Origin of the sequence: Nitrincola salilacus (assembly GCF_046271865.1) — a bacterium.
GTDB classification, from domain to species: domain Bacteria; phylum Pseudomonadota; class Gammaproteobacteria; order Pseudomonadales; family Balneatricaceae; genus Nitrincola; species Nitrincola salilacus.
This window is the reverse complement of the sequence record NZ_CP176580.1, coordinates 3,985,177-4,007,931: the sequence shown is the minus strand read 5'-3', so window position 1 is coordinate 4,007,931 and position 22,755 is coordinate 3,985,177. Positions and strand designations below refer to the sequence as shown.

The 22,755-nt window shown below is 54.7% G+C and carries 24 protein-coding genes; 11 read left to right on the top strand and 13 right to left on the bottom strand.

Annotation, left to right across the window (positions count from 1 at the left end):
• The first annotated feature begins 17 nt into the window (after positions 1 to 17).
• Complete coding sequence (locus tag ACK3CJ_RS18450; protein ID WP_409523671.1) at positions 18 to 596, top strand: NnrU family protein; 579 nt, start codon at positions 18 to 20, stop codon at positions 594 to 596.
• A 78-nt stretch (positions 597 to 674) separates the two neighbouring features.
• Here ACK3CJ_RS18450 and ACK3CJ_RS18445 read toward each other — a convergent pair whose 3' ends face one another.
• From ACK3CJ_RS18445 to ACK3CJ_RS18430, 4 genes are all read right to left on the bottom strand, one after another.
• Positions 675 to 1,343 (bottom strand): 2OG-Fe(II) oxygenase, encoded by a 669-nt coding sequence (locus ACK3CJ_RS18445; protein WP_409523670.1) that lies wholly within the window; start codon positions 1,341 to 1,343, stop codon positions 675 to 677.
• Positions 1,344 to 1,433: 90 nt separating this feature from the next.
• A complete protein-coding gene (locus tag ACK3CJ_RS18440) occupies positions 1,434 to 2,267 on the bottom strand; it encodes an NAD-dependent protein deacetylase (RefSeq protein WP_409523669.1) in 834 nt (277 codons plus the stop codon).
• On the bottom strand, positions 2,267 to 2,827 hold the full coding sequence (gene thpR / locus ACK3CJ_RS18435) for an RNA 2',3'-cyclic phosphodiesterase (protein WP_409523668.1): 561 nt from the start codon (positions 2,825 to 2,827) through the stop codon (positions 2,267 to 2,269). Before thpR ends, ACK3CJ_RS18440 begins: the two co-directional genes overlap by 1 nt.
• A 147-nt stretch (positions 2,828 to 2,974) precedes the next feature.
• Complete coding sequence (locus ACK3CJ_RS18430) at positions 2,975 to 5,158, bottom strand: malate synthase G (protein WP_409523667.1); 2,184 nt, start codon at positions 5,156 to 5,158, stop codon at positions 2,975 to 2,977.
• A gap of 375 nt (positions 5,159 to 5,533) precedes the next feature.
• On the opposite strand from ACK3CJ_RS18430, the gene ACK3CJ_RS18425 reads away from it, so the two are divergent.
• The gene (locus ACK3CJ_RS18425) at positions 5,534 to 6,538 is read left to right on the top strand and encodes an alpha/beta hydrolase (protein ID WP_409523666.1); all 1,005 of its coding nucleotides are present in this window, start codon (positions 5,534 to 5,536) and stop codon (positions 6,536 to 6,538) included.
• Positions 6,539 to 6,630: 92 nt separating this feature from the next.
• Here the strand turns inward: ACK3CJ_RS18425 and serA are convergent, their stop codons facing one another.
• The 3 genes from serA to ACK3CJ_RS18410 form a co-directional block, all read right to left on the bottom strand.
• On the bottom strand, positions 6,631 to 7,863 hold the full coding sequence (gene serA, locus ACK3CJ_RS18420; RefSeq protein WP_409523665.1) for a phosphoglycerate dehydrogenase: 1,233 nt from the start codon (positions 7,861 to 7,863) through the stop codon (positions 6,631 to 6,633).
• A 182-nt stretch (positions 7,864 to 8,045) separates the two neighbouring features.
• Entirely contained in the window at positions 8,046 to 8,327 is a 282-nt protein-coding gene (locus ACK3CJ_RS18415; RefSeq protein WP_409523664.1) for a pyrimidine/purine nucleoside phosphorylase, read from the bottom strand.
• Between the two features lie 78 nt (positions 8,328 to 8,405).
• The gene (locus ACK3CJ_RS18410) at positions 8,406 to 9,299 is read right to left on the bottom strand and encodes a LysR family transcriptional regulator (protein ID WP_409523663.1); all 894 of its coding nucleotides are present in this window, start codon (positions 9,297 to 9,299) and stop codon (positions 8,406 to 8,408) included.
• Between the two features lie 129 nt (positions 9,300 to 9,428).
• On the opposite strand from ACK3CJ_RS18410, the gene ACK3CJ_RS18405 reads away from it, so the two are divergent.
• The 8 genes from ACK3CJ_RS18405 to ACK3CJ_RS18370 all read left to right on the top strand — a co-directional run bounded on the left by ACK3CJ_RS18405 (position 9,429) and on the right by ACK3CJ_RS18370 (position 17,769).
• A complete protein-coding gene (locus ACK3CJ_RS18405; protein WP_409523662.1) occupies positions 9,429 to 10,622 on the top strand; it encodes an MFS transporter in 1,194 nt (397 codons plus the stop codon).
• A gap of 61 nt (positions 10,623 to 10,683) precedes the next feature.
• Positions 10,684 to 11,346: a fumarylacetoacetate hydrolase family protein gene (locus tag ACK3CJ_RS18400; protein ID WP_409523661.1), complete on the top strand. Its 663-nt coding sequence runs from the start codon at positions 10,684 to 10,686 to the stop codon at positions 11,344 to 11,346.
• Positions 11,347 to 11,514: 168 nt separating this feature from the next.
• Entirely contained in the window at positions 11,515 to 13,200 is a 1,686-nt protein-coding gene (locus ACK3CJ_RS18395; protein WP_409523660.1) for a PP2C family protein-serine/threonine phosphatase, read from the top strand.
• A 17-nt stretch (positions 13,201 to 13,217) separates the two neighbouring features.
• Complete coding sequence (locus ACK3CJ_RS18390) at positions 13,218 to 13,964, top strand: substrate-binding periplasmic protein (RefSeq protein WP_409523659.1); 747 nt, start codon at positions 13,218 to 13,220, stop codon at positions 13,962 to 13,964.
• A gap of 130 nt (positions 13,965 to 14,094) precedes the next feature.
• Positions 14,095 to 14,640: a SiaB family protein kinase gene (locus tag ACK3CJ_RS18385; protein WP_409523658.1), complete on the top strand. Its 546-nt coding sequence runs from the start codon at positions 14,095 to 14,097 to the stop codon at positions 14,638 to 14,640.
• Positions 14,641 to 14,659: 19 nt separating this feature from the next.
• Positions 14,660 to 15,040, top strand: coding sequence for a DUF1987 domain-containing protein (locus tag ACK3CJ_RS18380; protein ID WP_409523657.1), 381 nt, complete (start codon positions 14,660 to 14,662; stop codon positions 15,038 to 15,040).
• The gene (locus tag ACK3CJ_RS18375) at positions 15,037 to 15,867 is read left to right on the top strand and encodes a GGDEF domain-containing protein (RefSeq protein WP_409523656.1); all 831 of its coding nucleotides are present in this window, start codon (positions 15,037 to 15,039) and stop codon (positions 15,865 to 15,867) included. The genes ACK3CJ_RS18380 and ACK3CJ_RS18375 overlap by 4 nt, the downstream gene beginning before the upstream one ends.
• Positions 15,868 to 16,128: 261 nt before the next feature.
• On the top strand, positions 16,129 to 17,769 hold the full coding sequence (locus ACK3CJ_RS18370) for a putative bifunctional diguanylate cyclase/phosphodiesterase (protein WP_409523655.1): 1,641 nt from the start codon (positions 16,129 to 16,131) through the stop codon (positions 17,767 to 17,769).
• A gap of 32 nt (positions 17,770 to 17,801) precedes the next feature.
• Here ACK3CJ_RS18370 and dksA read toward each other — a convergent pair whose 3' ends face one another.
• Positions 17,802 to 18,242: an RNA polymerase-binding protein DksA gene (dksA, locus tag ACK3CJ_RS18365; RefSeq protein ID WP_409523654.1), complete on the bottom strand. Its 441-nt coding sequence runs from the start codon at positions 18,240 to 18,242 to the stop codon at positions 17,802 to 17,804.
• Positions 18,243 to 18,427: 185 nt separating this feature from the next.
• On the opposite strand from dksA, the gene ACK3CJ_RS18360 reads away from it, so the two are divergent.
• Positions 18,428 to 18,844, top strand: a complete 417-nt coding sequence (locus ACK3CJ_RS18360) for a CopD family protein (RefSeq protein ID WP_409523653.1) — start codon at positions 18,428 to 18,430, stop codon at positions 18,842 to 18,844.
• Here the strand turns inward: ACK3CJ_RS18360 and ACK3CJ_RS18355 are convergent.
• The 5 genes from ACK3CJ_RS18355 to hslV all read right to left on the bottom strand — a co-directional run bounded on the left by ACK3CJ_RS18355 (position 18,831) and on the right by hslV (position 22,658).
• Positions 18,831 to 19,469 (bottom strand): ubiquinone biosynthesis accessory factor UbiJ, encoded by a 639-nt coding sequence (locus tag ACK3CJ_RS18355; protein WP_409523652.1) that lies wholly within the window; start codon positions 19,467 to 19,469, stop codon positions 18,831 to 18,833. The two genes, ACK3CJ_RS18360 and ACK3CJ_RS18355, sit on opposite strands and share 14 nt — an antisense overlap.
• Positions 19,470 to 19,524: 55 nt before the next feature.
• Complete coding sequence (gene ubiE / locus ACK3CJ_RS18350; RefSeq protein WP_409523651.1) at positions 19,525 to 20,283, bottom strand: bifunctional demethylmenaquinone methyltransferase/2-methoxy-6-polyprenyl-1,4-benzoquinol methylase UbiE; 759 nt, start codon at positions 20,281 to 20,283, stop codon at positions 19,525 to 19,527.
• A gap of 62 nt (positions 20,284 to 20,345) precedes the next feature.
• Complete coding sequence (locus ACK3CJ_RS18345; protein WP_409523650.1) at positions 20,346 to 20,726, bottom strand: gamma-butyrobetaine hydroxylase-like domain-containing protein; 381 nt, start codon at positions 20,724 to 20,726, stop codon at positions 20,346 to 20,348.
• Between the two features lie 61 nt (positions 20,727 to 20,787).
• Positions 20,788 to 22,116, bottom strand: coding sequence for an ATP-dependent protease ATPase subunit HslU (gene hslU, locus ACK3CJ_RS18340; protein WP_409523649.1), 1,329 nt, complete (start codon positions 22,114 to 22,116; stop codon positions 20,788 to 20,790).
• Complete coding sequence (gene hslV / locus ACK3CJ_RS18335; protein WP_409523648.1) at positions 22,116 to 22,658, bottom strand: ATP-dependent protease subunit HslV; 543 nt, start codon at positions 22,656 to 22,658, stop codon at positions 22,116 to 22,118. The genes hslU and hslV overlap by 1 nt, the downstream gene beginning before the upstream one ends.
• Between the last annotated feature and the right edge of the window lie 97 nt (positions 22,659 to 22,755).

Below are 22,755 nucleotides of genomic sequence, written 5' to 3'. Positions count from 1 at the left end.
GATAGGAAATTAACAACATGCTGGTACTTATTCTCGGACTCCTGATTTTTCTGGGAGTTCATTCCATACGTTTCTTTGCCGATGACTGGCGTTCGCAACAGGTTGCCCGGCTGGGTGAGCTACCATGGAAGGGCATCTACACTGTCGTATCGCTGCTGGGTTTTGCGTTGATTGTGTGGGGATATGGGCTGGCCAAGGTCGATACCGTCTGGTTGTGGATTCCACCGGTGTGGACGCGCCATCTGGCGGCGCTGCTGCTGGTTCCGGCCTTCATCCTGTTGCTGGCTGCGTATATTCCCGGTTCACGGATTCGAGCCAAGCTTGGGCACCCGATGCTGGCAGGCACGAAGATCTGGGCGTTTGCGCATCTGATCTCTAACGGTACGCTGGCGGCGGTGTTGCTGTTCGGCAGTTTTCTGGTCTGGAGTGTGGTGGGTTTTGCAGCGTCGCGCCGTCGCGATCGCGCCGCGGGTGTCACTCGGGCACCGGGTAGCCTGAAGGGCGATCTGATGGTGGTTGTGGCCGGTGTGATCGCCTGGGCGGTGTTTGCGATGTATCTGCACGGGGTGCTGATCGGCGTTAAGCCGTTTGGCTGAACGCTTGGTTGAATGCTCAGCTGAGTGCTTATCAGCTGAGTGCTTAGTTGAAGGCTTGGCTAGTCTGCTCCGCCACCCTCAGCGTGGCGGATCGAGCTGATCACCCAGAGTGTTGTTGACGCGGAACCAGCCAGCGATGCTGTAACGATCGCGCCGTGTCGGCAACACTTCGTGCGGGAACTGATCACTCAGGAATATAGCCAGGGTGCCGCTTTCTGGCAGCACTCGCTTCAGTAGGGGCGTCTCTTCGCCGGGCGTCTGTTCTTCGGCATACAGCAGTAACTCGCCGCCTTGATCTTCCTGCCAATCATCGTTCAGATAAAACACCACGCTCAACACACGGTTGGTGTTGCCACGAAAGGCATCCAGATGGCGCTTGTAGAAGGCGCCTTCGGGGTAGTGGGCAAAGTGAAACTCAGCATCAAACAACCCCATAAACAGCCTGCGGTTGATCCCCAGGCGCAAAATTTCCATCTGCGCCAGATATTCTGCTTCGATGGGGTCTTGACGGGTCAGCCAGCGGATCTGGTCGGTACGCACGCGTTTGTTGAGCTGGTGCTCCTGCTCACGCCCGATACCAGCCCGTTTGAAGTCCTCATCATCCAGCGCCTGTATGCGTTGCTGCAGGGCCAGGCAGAGGCTGGCTGGCAGGGCTTTTTCGGCCAGAAAATAGCCGCGCTCGACCAGTTGGTCGGCGATCTGATCAAATAATTGGGTGGTCTGGTCGGGTTGGCTGAGGGTGTTCACGCGGTCGCTCCTGATAGTGCGCGATTTATACACCTGAATGTGTAGCCGGTCACTATAAATTTAGTCTGATAGAGCGATTTTCGTTAACTGCTACAGCAGTTCGAGCGCGCGCTGCAGGGTGTTGCCGATGCGGGCATCCAGCTTCAGGCTGACCAGTTCGTCGGCGCGTGTGCGACCGATGTTCAGTGTGGCGATCGGCTTACCCCATTCATGAGCGCGGCGGCAGAAGCGAAAGCCCGAATAGACCATCAACGATGAACCAATCACCAGCAGTGCGTCGCTGTCTTGCAGCGTATTCAGTGCTGTCTCGACCCGCTCTTTGGGTACGTTGTCGCCAAAGAACACCACATCGGGTTTGAGGATGCCACCGCACTCCGGGCAGTCGGGTACACGAAACTCACTGAAATCCACTTCAAGATCGGCATCGCCATCCGGTGCGGCATCGGCTTGATACTGGCTGTAGGCGGGGTTCAGTTCCAGGCAATGGGTGTGTGTCTCCATGCGGTCGCAGTGATAGCCGCATGAGGTGCAGATCACTTGATCAGATCTGCCATGCAGGTCGATCACCTGTTGGCTGCCGGCGCGCTGGTGCAGCCTGTCGACATTCTGTGTTACCAGCAGGTTGATATGGGCGCGCGCTTCAAGATCCGCCAGATAGTGGTGCGAAGGGTTTGGCTGCGCATCGCGGATCACCGGCCAGCCGGGAAGGCTGCGGCCCCAGTAGCGCTGGCGGGTCAGCAGATTGCTCATGAAGTCCTGATGCTGCACCGGCTGTTTGCGCTTCCATTCGCCTGTGGCATCGCGGTAGTCGGGTATGCCGGAATCGGTACTGATACCTGCGCCGGTGAGCAACATCAGTTTGCTGTGTCGGCTGATAAAGTCGGCCAGGCGCAGTGCGGCGTCATTGGGAGCGTCTGTTGTCATCAGGCTGCTCCTGTTTTCAGCCGCCAGCGCTTCAAGGCGTGATATTCGATCCCGGCAGGGGTGTCGACCGATCTATACAGACCAAACGCCCTGGCCTGCAGCGTGAAGGGTTGTTCCAGTTTGATCGTTTCCATAGGGGTGTTGGCATGCCGCGCCAGTGTCAGATGCGGGTGGTAGTTGCGCGTATCCTGCAGCACATCTATCGGCGCTACCATCTGTTTCAGTTCAGTGACCAGTTGTTGCAAGGGCTCGGGCGTGCGCTTGGGTGCGAGCCAGAGAATACCGCTGCGTGGCCAGTTGCCACAATGCGTCAGTTCCAGATCGAAAGCTGGCAGGGATAGTTGGTTGGCTGCATTGATCAGTTCGACCTGCTGCTCGTGAGCTACCTGGCCAAGAAAGATCAGGGTGATATGGAAGTTGGCTTTGGGTATCCATGACGGTGCTGAAGTGCGGGTAAGAGCGCTGCAGGTGTCGGCCAGATGTTGCTCTCGCCACTGGGTGATCAGTCGTGTCTGGTCAGCAGGGCAGGGTAGTGCAAAAAAGAGTCTTGAGTGTGACATCAGTGGATTTCCTGGACCGGCGCAATCCTCTGTTGCAGGGTTAAGTACGGTGTTGAATGAGGGTTAAGCTCGTAATATAGCACCGCCCCGGGTGGGGCGGCACTCTTTACAACAGATCACAACAGATTAATATAGATCAATCAGAGATCAGTTTGCGCCGGCAAACTTTGCTTTGGCTTCTATACGGCGTCTGTGCAGGACTGGTTCAGTATAGCCGCTTGGCTGTTCACGACCCTTGATCACCAGTTCACAGGCAGCCTGGAAGGCAACGCTCTGATTAAAATCCGGTGCCATCGGGGTGTAGCCCTGGTCACCAGCATTCTGACGGTCAACAACGGTTGCCATGCGTTTCATGGTTTCCATCACCTGACCTTCGCTGCAGATACCGTGGTGCAACCAGTTAGCGATATGCTGGCTGGAGATACGCAGCGTGGCGCGGTCTTCCATCAGGCCGACATCGTTGATGTCAGGCACTTTGGAGCAGCCGACGCCGCTGTCGATCCAGCGAACCACATAGCCCAGGATACCCTGTGCATTGTTATCCAGCTCTTGCTGAATCTCTTCAGCAGACCAGTTGGGGTTCTCTGCCACAGGGATGGTCAGAATGTCGTCCAGGCTGGCGCGTGGGCGTGACTTGAGCTCTTCCTGACGCGCAAAGACATCGACCTTGTGGTAGTGCAGTGCGTGCAGGGTGGCGGCAGTCGGAGAGGGAACCCAGGCGGTGTTGGCACCGGCCATAGGGTGCGCGATCTTGGCTTCGAGCATGCCGGCCATCAGGTCGGGCATGGCCCACATCCCTTTACCGATCTGTGCACGACCCTGCAGGCCGCACGCCAGTCCGTTATCGACGTTCCAGTCTTCGTAGGCTTTGATCCAGGCGGTGGTTTTCATATCACCTTTGCGCAGCATGGGGCCCGCTTCCATGGAGGTGTGGATCTCATCGCCGGTACGATCCAGGAAGCCAGTGTTGATAAACACGACACGGTCCTTGGCGGCACGGATGCACTCTTTCAGGTTAACGGTGGTGCGGCGCTCTTCGTCCATGATGCCAGCTTTGAGCGTATGCGTGGGCAGGCCCAGGGCATCTTCGATACGGCCGAAGAGTTCGTTGGCAAAGGCCACTTCTTCAGGGCCATGCATCTTCGGTTTAACGATATAGATGGAGCCGGTAACGGTGTTACGAACCGGGCTGTTGCCCTTGAGGTCATGCAGGCAGATCAGCGAGGTGACCATGCCATCCATGATCCCTTCAGGGATCTCGTTGCCGTCTTTATCCAGAATCGCACTGATAGTCATCAGGTGGCCGACGTTACGCACGAACATCAGGCTGCGGCCCTTGAGACTGACACTGCCGCCATCCGGGGTCTGATAGGTGCGGTCCGGGTTCAGGCTGCGGACGATGGTCTTGCCGCCTTTCTCCAGCTCTTCGGTCAGGTCGCCTTTCATCAGGCCCAGCCAGTTGCGGTAAACCACAACCTTGTCGTCGGCATCCACGGCTGCAACGGAGTCTTCGCAGTCCATGATGGTGCTCAGCGCAGATTCCATCAGGATATCTTTAACGCCAGCTGCATCGGTTTTGCCGATCATGCTGCTGGGGTCTATCTGGATTTCGAAGTGCAGGCCGTTGTTTTTCAGAACAATGGCGTCGGGCTTGGCAGCATCACCATTGAATCCCACCAGCTGTGCGGGGTCTGCAAGACCTGTTTCGCTGCCATCCTTGAGGCTGACCAGCAACTGGCCATCGGCGATCACATAGGCGGTGGAATCAACGTGCGAGCCTTTGGCCAGCGGCGCGGATTCATCCAGAAACGCGCGTGCGAAGGCAACCACTTTGTCGCCACGAGCAGGGTTGTAGGAGGTACCCTTTTCGGCGCCATCGGCTTCTGAAATAGCATCGGTGCCATACAGGGCATCATACAGTGAGCCCCAGCGTGCATTGGCGGCGTTCAGTGCATAACGGGCATTCATGACCGGCACGACCAACTGAGGGCCAGCCAGTGTTGCCATTTCAGGGTCGACATTGCTGGTGGTGGCGGAGAAGTCTTCGCCCTCTGGCAGCAGGTAGCCGATCTCTGTCAGGAAAGATTTGTAGCTGGCCAGATCAAATGCCTGACCCTTGCGGGCCTGATGCCAGGCGTCGATCTGGGCCTGAATGGCGTCGCGTTTGCTCAACAGTTCACGGTTGCGAGGGGCAAGGTCATGAACGATTGCGTCAAACTCGCTCCAGAATTTCTGAGGCTCAATACCTGTTCCGGGCAGCGCTTCGTTATTGATGAAATTATAGAGATTCTCTGCGACCTGCAGGCCGCCGATCTGTACCCTTTGGCTCATGATTAATGCCTCATAGCTGTAGCCTTTCCCGAGCCGGCGCGAGGCAGCTTGCTTCGGGAATGATAATAGATCTTGGAATTGTGCGTTGCGACAATAGCGCAAAAAGCAGCCTTTGTCGCGTTTTCGTGCCTGAACGAATCTAAAGTATGAGAGTCTGGCAGCGGTGTTTTCAGTGAAGTTCACTGAAGTTGTGTACAATTTGGATCTTATCAGAAAAAAAATGCGGTTACATTAGAAACTTGTTTGACCTTTCAGTCAACTTTAATGCGCTGAGTTATGCACAAGAGAGTGAACCTTCTGCGCCGGGCGTTATCTGTTTGTCATCTTCCTCACAGATCATGGTGAATATGGTATATGGCGGGAGGAGCCGAATTTATGCATTATCAGGATTTGAACATGGGTGATGGAGCGGAGCGGGTTAAAAGAGAGGCGGCTGTTTTTACGGCTGCAGGTGTGCGCGAGAGTCTGGGTGAGTTTGATCCGCTTGAAGATACCCTGTGTGGTCCGATGTTGCGTGACTACCTGACCTTTTATGGTCTTGATCAGTTGGCAGAGGATGCCGGTTACAGTATCGGCACGTTGTTTCTCGAAGGGGCCGAGCTGGTGGTTCAGCATTTCCGGGTGCAGCGCGCCAAGGGGACGGTGCTGGTGGTACATGGTTTTACTGATCATGCCGGGATCTATGTGCATCTGATCCGCTATCTGCTGGCACAACGTTGGAATGTGCTGATCTATGATCTGCCCGGCCATGGGTTGTCGGGTGGCGAGCCTTTGATGGTAGATGAGTTCGGCACCTATGTGCGACAGCTCGGTGGTTTGATGCGAGAACATCAGCGTGATCTGGTACAGCCGATGGTGTTGGTCGGGCAGAGTACCGGCGGGGCTATTTCAATGACGCATCAGATCGTGCAGTCGGATCTGCCGGTGGCGCGCATGATATTGCTGGCACCACTGATCCGGCCCAGTCATATGAAGCTGATCGATATGAAGTATCGCTGGTTCGGTTGGATGCTGAAGCGGATACATCGCACCTATTCAGACAATTCGGCTGATCAGGCTTTTCTGAATTTCGTGCGCCGCGAGGATCCGTTGCAGTATCGTTCAATCAGCGTGCGCTGGATAGGGGCGATGCTGGAGTGGGTCAAGTGGATCGAGCAGGTGCAAATACAGCAGGTTCGCCCATTGATTATTCAGGGCACAGCGGATCAGACGGTGGATTGGCAACATAATCTGGAGGTGTTGCGCAGGATCTATGCAGGGCCGGAGATTCATGTGGTTGAGGGAGCGCGGCATCATCTGGTGAATGAGTCGATCCCGGTACGGCGTGAGGTGTTTGGTGCGATCGGCAAGGCGCTGAAGGCAGTTGAAGGTAAGGTTTAAGCTATAAGGTAGTAAGCTATAAAGAGTAAGCTATAAGGAGTAAGCTATAAAAAGTTACTCCGAGGCAGCCACGCCGCCCCGGAGCAAGAACATCAGAAGAGTCGACGGCAGCGGATAGTGCCTTCGATCAGGTTCAGCTTGTCCAGCGCTTTGGCAGAGTGATCGGCATTGATATCGATGACGACATAACCCACCTTGTCGTTGGTCTGCAGATACTGACCGCTGATGTTGATGTTGTTCTCGGAGAACACGTTGTTGATCTTGGACAGCACGCCCGGAATATTCTCGTGAATATGCAGCAGGCGGTGGCTGCCAGGGTGTTCCGGCAGGGCCACTTCAGGGAAGTTGACCGAGGTGATGGAGGAACCGTTGTCGCTGTATTTGATCAGCTTTTCGGCCACTTCATAACCGATGTTTTCCTGGGCTTCCATGGTGGAGCCGCCCACGTGTGGGGTCAGGATTACATTGTCGAAGCCGCGCAACGGGCTGATGAACTCATCTTTGTTGCTGCGGGGTTCAACCGGGAAGACGTCGATCGCTGCGCCGAGCAGTTTGCCACTCTCCAGCGCGCCACACAGGGCTTCGATATCCACAGCGGTGCCGCGGGCGGCGTTGATGAAGATCGCATCCTGCTTCATCTGATCAAACTGAGTGGCGCCGATCATGTTGCGTGTGGAAGCCAGTTCCGGCACGTGCAGGGTGACGATGTCGCAGATGCCGAGCAGTTCAGGCAGTGAGCCGATCTGTTTGGCGTTGCCCAGTGGCAGCTTGGTGATGACGTCGTAGAAGTAGACCTCCATGCCCAGACCTTCGGCCAGTACGCTCAACTGCGAGCCGATACTGCCGTAGCCAACGATGCCCAGCTTTTTGCCACGGATTTCGTAAGAGTTGGCGGCGCTTTTCAGCCAGACGCCACGATGTGCCTTGGCGTTCTTTTCTGCCACACCACGCAGCAGGATGATCGCTTCGGCCAGTACCAGTTCCGCCACCGAGCGGGTGTTGGAGTAGGGCGCGTTGAACACCGCGATACCGCCGCGGGTTGCTGCCATCAGGTCCACCTGATTGGTGCCGATGCAGAAGCAGCCAACCGCTACCAGTTTTTCAGCCGCTTCGAACACCTGTGCAGTCAGCTGGGTACGGGAGCGGATGCCAATGAAGTGCGCATCCTTGACGCGCTCGATCAGCTCAGCTTCCGGCAGTGAGCCAGCGTGTGCTTCGATGTTGGTGTAACCCTGTGCATGGAGTGTATCAATAGCAGACTGATGCACACCTTCAAGCAGCAGGATCTTGATCTTGCTCTTATCGAGAGACGTCGTTTTGCTCATGTTCAGGCAACTCTTACTGGCTGGGCGGATGATCCGCCGGGATGATGTCAGGGCCGGGATTTTAGCACAATACGACCTCTGGTGTTGCTATTGCGACCTTTTTATAGTGTGGAAATATTCATCCTCAGATGAATGGAACTGATACTGAAAGCCGATCACACTCAGGTGATCGGCCCGCCTGATCAGCTGTAGAAACAGAGGTAAGCGGTTGTCTCAGCCACTTTCAGATCAAACGACTGATTAGCTGCAACGTTGAACTCGGTGCCGGCGGGGAAAGACTGCCATTCATCGCTGCCCGGCAGTTTGACGACCAGCTCGCCACAGACCACTTTCATCAGCTCGTCCTGGCTGGTGCCGAAGGTATAGTCACCTGCTGCCATCACACCGGAGGTGACGGGTTGACCGGCCGACTCAAAGGCTATGGATTTGACCTTGCCGTCAAAGTATTCGTTTACGCTCAGCATTGCAGTGTCTCCAGTAGAAATAGCTCAGGGTTATAAGGTGATACCAGGTGCCATAATAATGCAGCCGAGGTGTTGCTGTCATTGGCTCTGTGGTGGATTCAGCTGCGCCTGCTGCACGATAAAGTCGATAAAACTGCGGTTGGCACGGGAGATATAGCCCTCGCGCCGCCAGGCGAGTGACAGATCGAGCCACACCGGTTCACGAAAAGGGCGTGCAACCAGTGTGGGGTCATCGCTGATCACCATCTCCAGCAGGGTGCTGATGCCAAACCCCTGGCGCACGATCTGTTTGATCAATGGAATCAGGTTGGTCTCGAAACCGATACGGGGTGTGATCTGGCTGTCGGCAATCAGTTTGTCGAGTACTTCACGATGGAAGTAGCCCTCTTTGAACAGTACCAACTCTTCGGCCAACAGTGCATCCAGGGTGATGGACTCTTCACTGGCCAGCGGATGGTCTTCCGGCATCACCACCATCATCTGTGCGCGCAGAAAGTGACAGGCTTCGAGGCCATCCGGCAGCTTATCGGCCACGATCACGGCGATGTCCAATTCACCGCTGAGCAGCATCTGTTGCAACTTGCGCGTGCCGGACTCCATAACGGACAGCTGCAGGCGCGGGTAAAGATGACGAAAGGCCATCAGCAGCGGTGGAAAGTAGTAAGAGCCCAGCATGCCGGGGATGCCGACTTTCACCTCGCCACTTTGCAATCCGCTCAGTTCGGCCATGGCGAGCTCTGCATCGGCCTGGGCCTGCAGAATACGGCGTGCATGAGGCAGGAAGGCTTTGCCCTCGTCGGTCAGGCTGACCCGCCGCTCCTGTCGATGGAAAAGCTGCAGGCCAAAACCCTGCTCCAGCTTCTGAATCGCCATGCTGACAGCGGGTTGCGCCACATGGAGCTTTTCAGCTGCGGCGGTAAAACTGTTGAGTTCGGCAACGGCGACAAAGTAACGCAGTACTTTTGGGTTCATCTATCAATCTTTCTGATGGGTTTGATAATAACTATATATTATATTGATCCTGTGGCAATTGTTATGCTGTTCATCGTTCCTGTCAATCCGATCAATCAAGACCATCAATTCAAGACCACGGAGCAGACGATGATAGAATCCGACAGTCCACAATTCTGGCGCGCCACCGCGGCGTTGTGTCTGGCCTCCTTTATGGTGTTTGCGAACCTGTATGTGACCCAGCCACTGCTGCCGATGCTGGCTGGCGAGTTCAATATCACGGCAGTGCAGGCGAGCTGGAGCTTTACTCTGGCTACCCTGACGCTGAGTCTGTCGTTGCTGTTTTATGGCCCGTTGTCTGATGCAGTGGGGCGGCGCGGTATCATGCTGATGACTCTGTGTGGTGTTACCGCTTCCACACTGGCGCTGAGTCTGGTGAGCAGTTATGAGCAGTTGCTGCTGTTACGCGGTATTCAGGGCTTCTTTCTGGCCGGTGTGCCGGCGATCGCCATCGCTTATATGGGGGATGAGTTTTCTCGCAAAGGCTTGTTGCTGGCGGTTGGTCTTTATGTCAGTGCCAATAGTCTGGGTGGGATCGCCGGGCGTCTGGTGGGTGGTTTTACGGCCGAGTCTCTGGGGTTGTCTGGCGTGTTCATGATGATGGCGCTGGTCAGCTTTGTTTGTCTGGCGCTGGTGTTTCGTCTGTTGCCGGCGTCGCAGCACTTCCGGCCGCAGGGGCTGAACATCAGAAGAATTCTGGGAGATATCAGCGGGCATCTGCGTAACCCACCGTTGCTGCTGGCTTATATTATCGGTGGCTTTAATTTCTTTATCTTCGTCAATCAATACAGCTATATCACCTTTGTGTTGGTGGAGGATCCCTACCGTTTGTCCACCGCAATGCTGGGTATGTTGTTTCTGACCTATCTGACTGGCACTTTTGGCTCTGCCATCTCGGGGCGTGTTGCGCAGCGCTTGTCGCAGCCTCTGTGCATGGCGCTGGGCATAGTAATTCTGATGTGCGGTACTCTGCTGACGCTGTTGCCGAGTCTGGTGGCGATCATCGCGGGTTTGTTTATCAACAGTTTTGGCTTCTTTATCACTCACTCCTGTGCCAGTAGCTGGGTCAGCCATCAAGCGCAGCATGCCAAGGCCAGTGCGTCGTCGCTCTATCTGGTGTTCTACTATATGGGTGCCAGTACCGGTGGGCTGTATCTTGCACCCTTCTGGCAACAGGCCGGATGGAGTGGTGTTGTGGTCGGATCACTGATAATTTTCTCGCTGACGCTTGCCTGTGCGGCTATGCTGTTGCTCTGGCAGCGGCGCTCGGCACTTGTGAGTTGAACAGTGCTTTTTATACCTATTTTCTACACCTATTTTTACACCAATGATTTAAGGAAGCAGCATGGCTTATCAACATCTTTTTGCAGACGGTACTCCCTGCGATCTGCCAGCCGGTAAGGTGGTGTGTGTCGGTCGAAATTATGCAGAACACGCGAAAGAGCTGAATAACCCGATTCCCAGTGAGCCGATTCTCTTTATCAAACCCTCCACATCGCTGCTGGATATGGCTCAGCCTTTTTCGTTGCCAGAGGGGCAGGGCTGCATCCATTTTGAAACTGAGCTGGCGCTGTTGATCGGCAAGACGTTGACGAAAGCGGATGAGCAGACAGCGGCAGATGCGATAGTCGGCGTGGGTCTGGCACTGGATATGACGCTGCGCGATCTGCAGAGCAAGCTGAAAGAGAAGGGGCAGCCCTGGGAAAAAGCCAAGGCGTTTGATGGCAGTTGCCCGGTGTCGGCATTTATTCAGACTGAAAAAGTGGGTGAGCTGACAGATATCCCTTTGCGCCTGAGCGTGAATGGCGAGGTGCGCCAGGATGGCAGCAGTGCACAGATGTTGAACCCGATTGTGCAGTTGATCAGCTATATCAGCCAGTGGTTTACGCTGCAGCCGGGCGATATTGTTCTGACCGGAACGCCGGCGGGTGTGGGTGAGGCAAAATCGGGTGATGAGTTGCTGGTTGAACTGCCCGGGCAGCTCTCTGTTAATACACAAATCCTTTAATTTCTAATAAATAAATGTCTTATTCTTTCGTCTGTTGAGTCCGCTCCAACCTTGCCGGAGCACTGAGAATACTTTACATTGAGTTGACGGGTAACTGCACTTAGGTTTGAACGACAGGTGCGGGATTTCAAACGTACCCCGATAATGCAGCTGGGAGGCATGCACTCAATGGCCAGCCAACATGATTCGGCGTCTGGCACAGACGGAATACTCCTGCGACACAGCCTGAATACCAAGCAGGCTGTGGCTATTCTATTATTAGTGCTGGTGGTTGGCATCATCGGCAGTGTGCTCGAACTGTACCTCAACTGGCAGTCGATGCGCGAAGAGTTTGAAACAGATACCCAGCAAACTATCGAGATGGTCAAGGGCTCAGCCAGCGAAGCTGCCTTCCAGATCAATTCCGAACTGGCACTGGGTGTGGTTGATGGGTTACTGCAGCGACAGACCATTGCGCATGTTCGTATGACCGATAACTTCGGCGATGTATTGGGGCAGGGTTCCACTGAGCCTTTATCCACAACCGGCTGGCTGTCTGAGCGTCTGTTCGGTGATATCGTTTCCTATTCCGTTCCTCTTATTTATCACGCATCACCTGCTGTCAGTCATGAAGTGGGTCAGCTCGAGTTGATGCTGAATGCTCAGGAGTTGACCAGTCGTTTTGTCGAGCGGGCCCGGGTCAACTTCTATACCGGACTGCTGCGTGCCGTGGTGGTCAGCCTCAGTGCGATGCTGCTGTTCTATTATCTGATCACCCGGCCTTTGGTCAGGGTCAGTCATGGTATCGCTGCTGTTGATCCTTCTGAACCAGGCAAAGGCACTATCGAGTCCCATATAGGGCATGATAAGGATGAGCTGGGGTTACTGACGCGCAGCTTCAATAAGCTGCTGACTGAGTTTCAGCGAGGGCTGGAGCAGAGAGATACGGCGCAGCGTGAGCTGAAAAAACTCACCGAAGGGCTGGAGCAACTGGTTGAAGAGCGCACCCATGAGTTGCAGGTGACGCTGGAGTCGCTGGCACGGGAAAAGGATGAAACGGAGCAGGCTTTCAGCCGTCTGGATGAGGCGCATAAAGAGCTGGATCGCACTAATAGACTGCTGGTCGAAAGTATCCAGTATGCGCGGCGTATTCAAACCGCGCTGCTGCCTGATAAGCAGGCGCTGGGTGGGCAGTTGCGCGAGATTCATGTCTGCTGGGAACCACTGCATCTGGTTGGTGGAGATTATTTCTGGCTCGAAAATATTAACGGTCGCAGTTTTATGGCTATTATTGATTGTACGGGGCATGGAGTTCCCGGTGCATTCATGACGCTGGTAGTGGCCTCTGCGCTGGATCAGATACTGCACAAGAGTCATGAATGTCGACCGGCTCAGGTGCTGTTGCAACTGGATGATGCAGTGCGCGCAAGGCTGCGGCAGGACCGGCCGGGATCTGATTCGGACGATGGTCTGGATGCCGCGATCTGTGTCTGGGATCCGGCGCTTTCCACCGTGACTTTTGCCGGAGCGAATCTGCCGCTGATCTATGTGCAGAATAAACAGGCAATTTCGATACGCGGAGATCGGATGAGCCTTGGTTATCGTACGCAGGCGGTTCCTGAGTCTTTTCAGGAGCATGTAGTACCTGTCAGCGAAGGGATGTCGTTTTATATGCTCACCGATGGGATGCATGATCATATCGGTGGGGAAAGAGGCCGTTTGCTGGGGCGCAAGCGACTCACTCAGGTCATTGAAGAGCACTCGGATATGCCAATGGCCGAGCAGTTGTCGACCATTGAAGCGTTCCTGTCGCAATACCGTGGTCAGGAACCGCGTCGGGATGATATGACATTAATAGGTTTTACACCCTTGTAGAACCAACGGGAGCGACGATGAAACACTGGCTGCTGGTGCTGTTCAGTTGTGTGATGATTCAGACGGCTGTAGCGGTAGAGATAGACGACCTCACCTTTGTGACCGAGGAGTATCCGCCGGTCAATTTTCAGCAGGATGGACGTCTGCAGGGGATATCTGTGGATATGCTTGAGGCGATGTTGATCCATCTCAATGCTGAAGCCCGGCGCGAGGATATCCAGTATCTGCCCTGGGCGCGTGGATATGAGATGGTGCAGCGTTTACCCAATACCGTTCTGTTTGCCACCACGCGTACTGACGCACGTGAAAAGTTGTTCAAATGGGTGGGCCCGATAGTGCTCAGCCGTAATGTTCTGCTGGCACGAAGAGATAGTGAGCTCAGCGTGTCATCCATTGATGATCTGAATGGACAGGCTTTGCAGATCGCGGTGATCCGCGAGGATGTTGCCGAGCAGTTGCTGCTGGAGTACGGCACTGAGCCAGATTTGGTCCGCTGGGTGGCTTCGAACGACAGTGCTGCGCGCATGTTGCATGCCGGACGCATTGATCTGTGGGCTTATGGCGAGGATGTGGCGCTGTGGCGAATGCGTGAGCTGGGGTATGAGACCGAGGAGTTTGAAGTGGTGCATGTGCTGGATGAGTCACCTCTGTATTACGCATTGCACCCGGATACTCCGGATGAAATTGTTAACTCCCTGCAAGGGGCGTTGGATCAGTTGAGGGAGTCAGGTGAAGTGGAAAAAATCCTGGCGCGTTATCGTTGATTGAAACGGGCCGTGGCTGCATTCAGGTTCGTTGACTATACTCATTAACAGCTTTCCCATGTTGTGGTGCCTCAGTACGACTTATGTACAGTAGAAGGTACCACCGGCTTGTTGGAAAAGTGAGGGCATAATGCTGGCGTCTTATTATCAGAATTTCAAACAGGAACTGGATGTTCAGGGAGTAGTGTTGTGTTACTCCGGTTATGTGTCAGAAAAGGTGCTTTATAGCCTCGGCGATATTCTGCGCCGCAAGATGGAGTCTGAGGATACCAATCAGGCGAAGCGTCTTTTTTCGGTGTTTGTTGAGCAGGTGCAGAACATTATTCGATATTCAGACGAGCGTCTGACATCGAGCAGTCCCGGAGCGGATGCGGTCAGTTCGGGGCTGGTGTTAGTCGGGGCGGAAGAGGGCGGTTATTTTGTCGTCTGTGCCAATGTCCTGGATGTTAACAAGGTGGCGGATCTGAAGCAGCGGCTGGAGCAGCTGCGCGCAATGGATAAGGACGAGCTTAAAGCGCACTACCGAGAAAAACTTCGATCACCCTCGGAAGAGGAGAGCCAGGGTGGTTCGATAGGGTTGATAGAGATCGCCAGACGATCCAGCAAACCCATAGAGTTCGATTTTCTGGAACTGCAGAATCGAACTTCATTTTTCTGTCTTAAAGCCTTTATCTGAAGCGACTGAGCCTATGGACATGATCAAGATTGAAGCAACTGAGCGTTCTCCTCGGGTCGAGTTTGACTTCAGTAGCGGTAGTTTCCTGATGGCGGGAGAGTCTTTTCCCGAAGATGCCGCAGCCTTTTTTGGCCCGTTGCTCGAATCGATGCAGATTTGGCTTGCCGATGCCCATGACACCCGTGTGCAGTTTGATCTGCATATGATCTATTTCAATAGCTCCAGTGCCAAGGCGCTGATGAATCTGTTCCAGTTGCTGGAGGATGCGGCCAGAAATGGCAGGCCTGTGACTATTCACTGGCATTACGAGAGCGAGGACGAAACCATGGAGGAATTTGGGGAAGATTTTTCTGAGGATTTTGAATATGCCAGCTTTGTTCTGCGTGTAACCGAGTCATGAACAAGACAGACGATCCTCATAGCAAACCGGCGGACTTCAGCCTCTTCTTCAATGAAGAGCGGGTGATCGACGAGGCCGCGGCCATTCTGGAAAAACTGGATGATGTGGCGCATGGCGTGCGCTCGCTGGCCGAAGCCTACAGCCAGGCTTATCGAGAGCAGCGACGCATGGTGCGCTTGTCCGACAGAATGCAGTTGCAACTGCAAAGCGCTAATCATGCCCTTGCCGATCAGGCAAAGGAGTTGAGCCAGCTTAACGAGGCGTTGCAGCGTGAGGTCGAGGAACGCGAAAAACTGACGCAGGAGCTCAAAACTCTGGCCTCAGTGGATGAGCTGACCGGAACCAGCAATCGTCGTCATTTTTATGAGCTTGCCAACTATCAGATCAAGCGCCATCAACGCTATCAGTTGCCGATGGCGTTGTTGATGCTCGATCTGGATCATTTCAAGTTCATCAATGATGCACATGGTCATCAGATGGGAGACAAGGTGCTTAAACGCTTTGCCGACACTCTGTTGTCGCTGCTGCGCAATGTCGATATTGTTGGGCGTATCGGAGGCGAGGAGTTTGGGGTGCTGCTTCCCGAGTGTGAAGAGGGGGACGCGCTGAATAAAGCTGAGCAGATCTGTGCACGCTTCGATGCCATGTCAATGGAGATCGAAGGACAGCGGCTTGGTTTGACGATCAGCATCGGTATCAGTGTGTTGTCTGATGATGAGACCATAGATCAGGTGCTGGATCGAAGCGATCAGGCGCTCTATGCCGCCAAGCGCGCTGGCCGAAATCGCGTCTGTGTATGGAGCCCCGCGTTGAAAGACTGCAAATAGCGATCTATTAATAACCACGTCTTAATAACCATTCCTTCAACAGCTATACCTAAATAGTAAAACTGCATAATAGCCTGCCTGTTCATAATCTGTTAGCCTAAGGTCTAATGATCGAAAGGATACTGGCGAAGTCAGGCCACAATGTATATCTTCAATCTACTCTCTGAATAATCATAATAATATTGATGCTACTCAAGGATCGGGTATGCAGTCAGGTTTAAGCTCACATGCTGACCGGCTGACAAGCCAGGAGAACGAGGTTTGAGTACTAGAGGTATTAGTAGAGGTATCCAGCATAAGCTGATCGTCGCGGTCGCTGTGTCGAGTCTGGGTACGGCTTTTCTGGTCGGTTTGCTGACCACCTACATACTGTTTTTCAGCTCTGCCCATGCCAGCATTCTGGCTGGACAGGTGGAAGTGATGGGTTTCATGGCTCTGATGCCACTGCTGACATCCGGCTCCTATATGGGGTTGCTGATGCTGGTGGTTTTATCCATGGCTCTGCTCACACTCTTCATGATCCGCCCTCTTACCCGCCAGTTGCGCTCAGCCGCCGAGCAGCTTGATGTGATCACTGCGTCGCACGAGCGTATCCATGAGTTATCCAACTATGATCAGCTGACAGGCCTGCCCAACTGGCGAAGTCTGTATGACCAGCTCAATCTTGCCATTGATGCCCGATCTGATTACCACCAGGAACAGGTGGCATTGCTGTTTATGAATCTGGATCGCTTCAAGGTGATCAACGAGAGCCTGGGGCATGCGGCGGGTGATCAACTGTTGATTGAGGTGGCCAATCGCCTGAAATGCTGTCTGGGTGAGCAAGATGTGCTGGCGCGCGCTGCCGGTGACGAGTTTCTGATTTTGACGCGGGTGAAGGATCGAGCCCGGATAGAGCAACTGGCCAGTGATATTCTGGCACATCTGCATGCGCCGTTTTCCATAGCGGGACATCAGCTTTATGTTGCGGCCACCATTGGTATCAGTGTCAGCCCGGATCACGGTGAGGATACCGATCTACTGCTCAAGCATGCGGATACGGCAATGATCAAGGCCAAGGCGCAGGGTCGCAACAGTTATCAGTTCTATTCACCCGAGATGTCGGTGATCAGTCAGGAACGTTTCACGCTTGAGCATGATCTGCGCCATGCCATCAGTCGCGGTGAGCTGGAGTTGCACTATCAGGCACAGGTGCTGTTTGACGAGGGGGTGCCGGGAGGTGTTGAAGCTTTGTTGCGTTGGCATCATCCCACCCGTGGCATGGTACCGCCGGATCAGTTTATTCCGCTGGCTGAGGAGTCGGGTCTGATCAATGAGATCGGGCTCTGGGTGCTGCAGCAGGCGTGTCAGCAGGCACGGCAGTGGCTAGACAGTGGTTATCCGATCAGAGTGTCGGTGAATCTGTCGTGTATTCAGCTGCAGCAGGACAATATCGTTGAGCTGGTGCGCGACACTCTGCGCCAGGCGAGTCTGCCGGCCTGTTATCTTGAGCTTGAGCTGACAGAAAGCTGCCTGCTGAAGGATTTTGAACGCAGTGCCAGATCGCTGCGCAAGCTCCGGCTGCTGGGTGTCAGTCTGGCGATGGATGATTTCGGGACTGGTTACTCATCGCTCAGCTATCTGAAACGCTTGCGTCTGCACCGGCTGAAGATCGATCGCAGCTTTGTCACGGGGCTTCCTGCAGATCAGGGAGATCTGGCAATCGTCAGCACCATTGTGGCGATGGCCAGAAGCCTTGGTCTTGAAGTGGTAGCCGAAGGGGTGGAAACAGAGCAACAGCGTATCAGCCTGTCGCAACTGGGGTGTGATGAATATCAGGGCTACCTGTTCAGTAAGCCCCTTTCTGCAGGTGATTTTGGTCAGCGCTTTCTGACGGCTGCGCAGGTTCAACTCTCTAGTTGAGAGGTGACAGTTGAGAGGACACAGTTGAGAAATTAAAGCGTGTAGCCTCGCTGCTTCTGATAGTGACTCTCCTGCTCTTCGTGCATCTGTTTGGCCTCGGTGCAGAGTTCGGCCGTTGGACGCAGCAGCAGCCGTTTAAGGCCAATAGGGGCGCCAGTCTCAAGGCAGTAGCCATATTCACCCTGCCGAATCCGATCCAGTGCCTTGTCGATCTTACCCATCAGCTTGGTTTCGCGCTCAGCCTGACGCAGTAAAAGCCGCAGCTCCTCTTCAACGATGGCGTGATCGGCTTCATCGCCTGCATTGTCCTGTTGCGTCATCTCCTCTCTGACACTCTTCAGGTGTTCTTCAACTTCGGTGCGCTGTTGCTGCAGATACTGTGTAAAAAAGCGCAGCTGCGCGTCGTTCATGTAATCGCTTTCTGGCATTGCCAGAAGCGCGTCGCTGGTGAGTTCTGTCTGGACTGCTGTCATATCGCTACCTCAGGAAAGTTGTCCATGAACCATCGTTACAGTATAACCGAACTATTTGATTGCGCCGGTTACCTTTTACTATGAGCCAATGTGGGTCATACGGACATCAACGAACGTCCAGTTAAGGTAGACTAGCCAGAACCTTTTGTCGACTGAATCGCCGTTAACCGTACTTTGGAGTGCTTATGCTTTGGTACAAAATGTTTCATATTCTGACTATGACCAGTTGGATGGCGGGAATCTTCTACCTGCCTCGTATCTATGTGCATTATGTGGAGGGTGTGGCAGCCGGGGAAGATGTCAGGCGACTGCAGATCATGGCGCGTAAGCTGTTCGGGTTCATGACGGTGATGGCGGTGTTGACGCTGGGGCTGGGGATGTGGCTATGGATGGCTTACTGGCGCGGTGCGGGTGCCTGGATTCATGCCAAGCTGTTGTTCGTGCTGTTGCTGATCGGTTATCACGTCTGGTGCTATGTGTATCTGAAGCGGATGCAGCAGAACAATCTGCACTTGAGCAGTCGTCAGTTGCGTCTGTTCAATGAGTTGCCGCTGCTGGTGTTTGTGCCGATTCTGATTCTGGTGGTGATCAAGCCTTTCTGACAGGTGTTTCTGCAAGAGTGATCAGCCGGTTGATGCGGGCTTCGAGCCTGTCAACGGCTTCTCTTGTTTCGCCGACCTCTTCGATAAAACCTTCTATCTCGGCGCGTGGTGGTATTACACGCGCCTCTTCCTGCAGAAATTCGGTCATGTTCAGCGTCAGGCTCTGGCTGCTTTGCTGAAGAAATTGCTTCTGTGCCCGAAAGAGTTCTGCCAGAGGGTGCGCGAGGGTATCGCCGACCAGATCACCCAGCCACTCCTCCCAGTCGATCGCAAAACCGGCCAGCGCTTTCTTGAACTCGCTTGCCAGTGCCTGATCGCCCTCGACCTCTACCCCTTTGCCAAACAGCAGATCGCGCGAGTTTTCGCTCTGCGCCATCTGCAGCAGGCTGGCACCGGAGCCGCGCAGGATCAGGTCGGGTTCGGTTTCAAAATGGCTGAGCAGGTCGATACCTTTGCCGTGTGGCAGCAGATAGATCCACTGCTCGGGCTCGGTGATCTCGATACGGATCACCTTGCTACTGAGGCGGTCCAGCCGTGCCAGTGTCTGAGGATCCTGGCGCAGCAGCAGATTGAGGCTTTGCTCAGCAGTATCGAGCAGGGCGGTCTGGATCATCTGCACGGCCATCGGTGGTTCCTCTTGTTTGGACGAGGGAGGGCTATCGTTGATAAGTTATCGGATCTCAGGGCTTGATGCCGGTATGCAGCGCAACGATGCCGCCGGTCATGTTTTCATAACGGCAATTGACGAAGCCTGCATCCACCATCATCTCTTTCAAGGTTTCCTGATCCGGGTGCATGCGGATCGATTCGGCCAGGTAGCGATAGCTTTCTGAGTCCTTGGCGATCAGTTGGCCCATTTGTGGCAGGATGTTGAAAGAGTAGAAATCATAGAGCTTGGTCAGGGCTGGGTTCTCGGTTTTGGAGAACTCCAGAATCATCAGCTTGCCGCCGGGCTTGAGGCAGCGCAGCATGGAGCGGATCGCCTTGTCCTTGTCGGTGACGTTGCGCAGACCAAACGCAATGGTGATGATATCGAAGCTGTTGTCTTCAAACGGCAGCGCTTCGGCATTCGCCTGTACATATTCGACATTACCGGCAACGCCTGAGTTGATCAGCTTGTCGCGTCCGACATTCAGCATCGATTCGTTGATATCGGCCAGGATAACCTTGCCTTCTGGACCAACGATCCGGGAGAATTTTTTTGTCAGATCGCCCGTGCCACCGGCGATATCCAGCACCTTGTGGCCACGGCGTGCGCCGCTTCGCTCAATGGTGATGCGTTTCCACAGACGGTGAATGCCGCCGGACATCAGGTCGTTCATCACATCATATTTGGCCGCAACGGAGTGAAAAACATCGGCAACATGCCGGGTTTTCTCCTCCAGAGGTACGCTCTTGAAACCGAAGTGGGTGGTGTTGTCTTTATTCTGCTCGCTCATGATCGCTGCATCGGATAAGTGAATTCAGGCCATTGTAAACCAGCAGTGGCGGCTTTGTCCCGTCAATGGCTGCGTGCGATCAGTCCGCCATCGCGTGATGCGCCGGCTGCTTCGAGTGCCTTGAGGTAGGCATCCCAGTATTGTGGCTGGTTGTGGCTCAGGTCGTGCAGGTATTCCCAGGTGTAAAGGCCGCTGTCGTGGCCATCATCAAAGATGATCTTCAGGGCATAGTTACCGGAGGGCTCAACCCCTTTGATGCCGACATGGCGCTTGCCGGTTTGCAGTGTGCCGTTGCCAATGCCGTGGCCGCGTACTTCGGCCGACGGGGAGTGGACACGCAAAAATTCGGCGGTCAGCTCAAACGTGCCATCGGCATAGACCAGCTCCAGCGTGCGGGATTTGAGATGCAGTCGGATATCGCTGGGCAGTGGAACCTGTTTCATGCGCTCTCTCCATGGGGACTGAACCCCTGCCCGGAAGCGGGCAGGGCGGAAGGGCTGAACATCAGAGAATATAGTGGCTCAGATCTTCATCTTGTGTCAGCTTGCCGAGCTGCTCATCAACATAGGCGGCATCGATCTGAATGGTGTCACCAGAACGATCCGAGGCCACGTAGGAGATCTCATCCAGCAGACGCTCCATCATGGTATGCAGGCGTCGTGCACCGATGTTCTCTGTCTGCTCATTCACCTGGAAGGCCAGCTCCGCAATGCGCGCGATGCCATCGTCGCTGAACTCGATGTTGACACCTTCGGTTGCCAGCAACGCCTTGTACTGCTCGGTGAGTGACGCCGTCGGCTCCGTCAGAATGCGACGGAAGTCATCCGGTGTCAGTGCATTGAGCTCGACACGGATCGGCAGACGTCCCTGCAGCTCGGGGATCAGGTCAGACGGGCGCGACAGGTGGAAAGCACCTGAAGCGATGAACAGAATGTGGTCTGTCTTGATCATGCCGTATTTGGTGTTGACGGTGGAGCCTTCGATCAATGGCAGCAGGTCGCGCTGAACCCCTTCGCGGGATACGTCACCACCGCTGGAGTCGCCACGTTTGCACACCTTGTCGATCTCGTCCAGGAACACGATACCGTTCTGTTCGACCATGTAGATGGCCTGTTGTTTGATATCTTCCTCTTTGACCAGATTGCCGGCTTCTTCGTCGGTCAGCAGCTTCATCGCTTCCTTGACCTTGATGCGGCGTGTCTGCTTGCGCTGTTGCCCCATGTTGGAAAACATGCTCTGTAGCTGATTGGTCATCTCTTCCATGCCGGGAGGGGCCATGATCTCGACGCCCACCTTGGGTTGAGAGAGTTCGATCTCGATCTCCTTGTCATCCAACTGACCTTCGCGCAGTTTCTTGCGGAAGATCTGGCGGGTGGCGCTGTCGGTGCGCTCGGGCGTCTGATCCTGACCGCTGCGTGCGGCTGGCAACAGGGCGTCCAGAATGCGCTCTTCGGCGGCATCTTCAGCCGGTACACGCACTTTGCTCATCGCTTGCTCACGTACCATCTTGACGGCCATTTCGGCCAGATCGCGGACGATAGTCTCAACATCGCGGCCAACATAGCCGACTTCGGTGAATTTGGTCGCTTCGACCTTGATGAAAGGGGCATTGGCCAGCTTCGCCAGACGGCGTGCGATCTCGGTCTTGCCGACACCGGTCGGGCCGATCATCAGAATATTCTTGGGGGTGACTTCCTGGCGCAGTGTTTCGCCCAGCTGCATGCGGCGCCAGCGGTTACGCAGGGCGATGGCAACGGAGCGCTTGGCCTGATCCTGGCCAACGATATGACGGTTGAGTTCGTCGACGATTTCGCGGGGGGTCATATCGGACATCAGGATTCTCCTTCGCCTGCAGTGGTGATTTGCTCAATGGTCAGATTGTCATTGGTGAATACGCAGATGCTGGCCGCTATATGCAGGCTTTTTTCCACGATGCTGCGGGCATCCAGATCGGTGTTCTGAGTCAGGGCCTTGGCTGCAGCCAATGCATAATTGCCGCCGGAACCTATTGCGATCAGGCCCTCTTCAGGTTCGATCACGTCTCCGTTGCCGGAGATCAGGAAGGTTTTTTCGCGGTTGGCCACCAGCATCAGTGCCTCAAGGCGGCGCAACACACGATCACTACGCCATTCGCGGGCCAGCTGGATCACGGCGGTGACGATATTGCCCTGGTGCTTGTCCAGTTGCTGTTCGAACAGGTCGCGCAGCGTAATGGCGTCTGCGGTACCGCCTGCAAAGCCGGTGATCACCTGATGTTTGGCGAGCACGTTTACTTTTCTGGCCGTGCCCTTCATGACGGTGTTGCCGAGTGAAACCTGGCCATCACCACCGACGACAACCTGGTTGCCACGGCGCACTGATACTATCGTTGTCATATTAAGAAACCCTGTTACGCGTGAGTAATGATTGCAGATATGGATGCAGACGCGTGGTTTTCAAGGTTAGAGGGGCAGCAGAAGCGGAATATTTCTG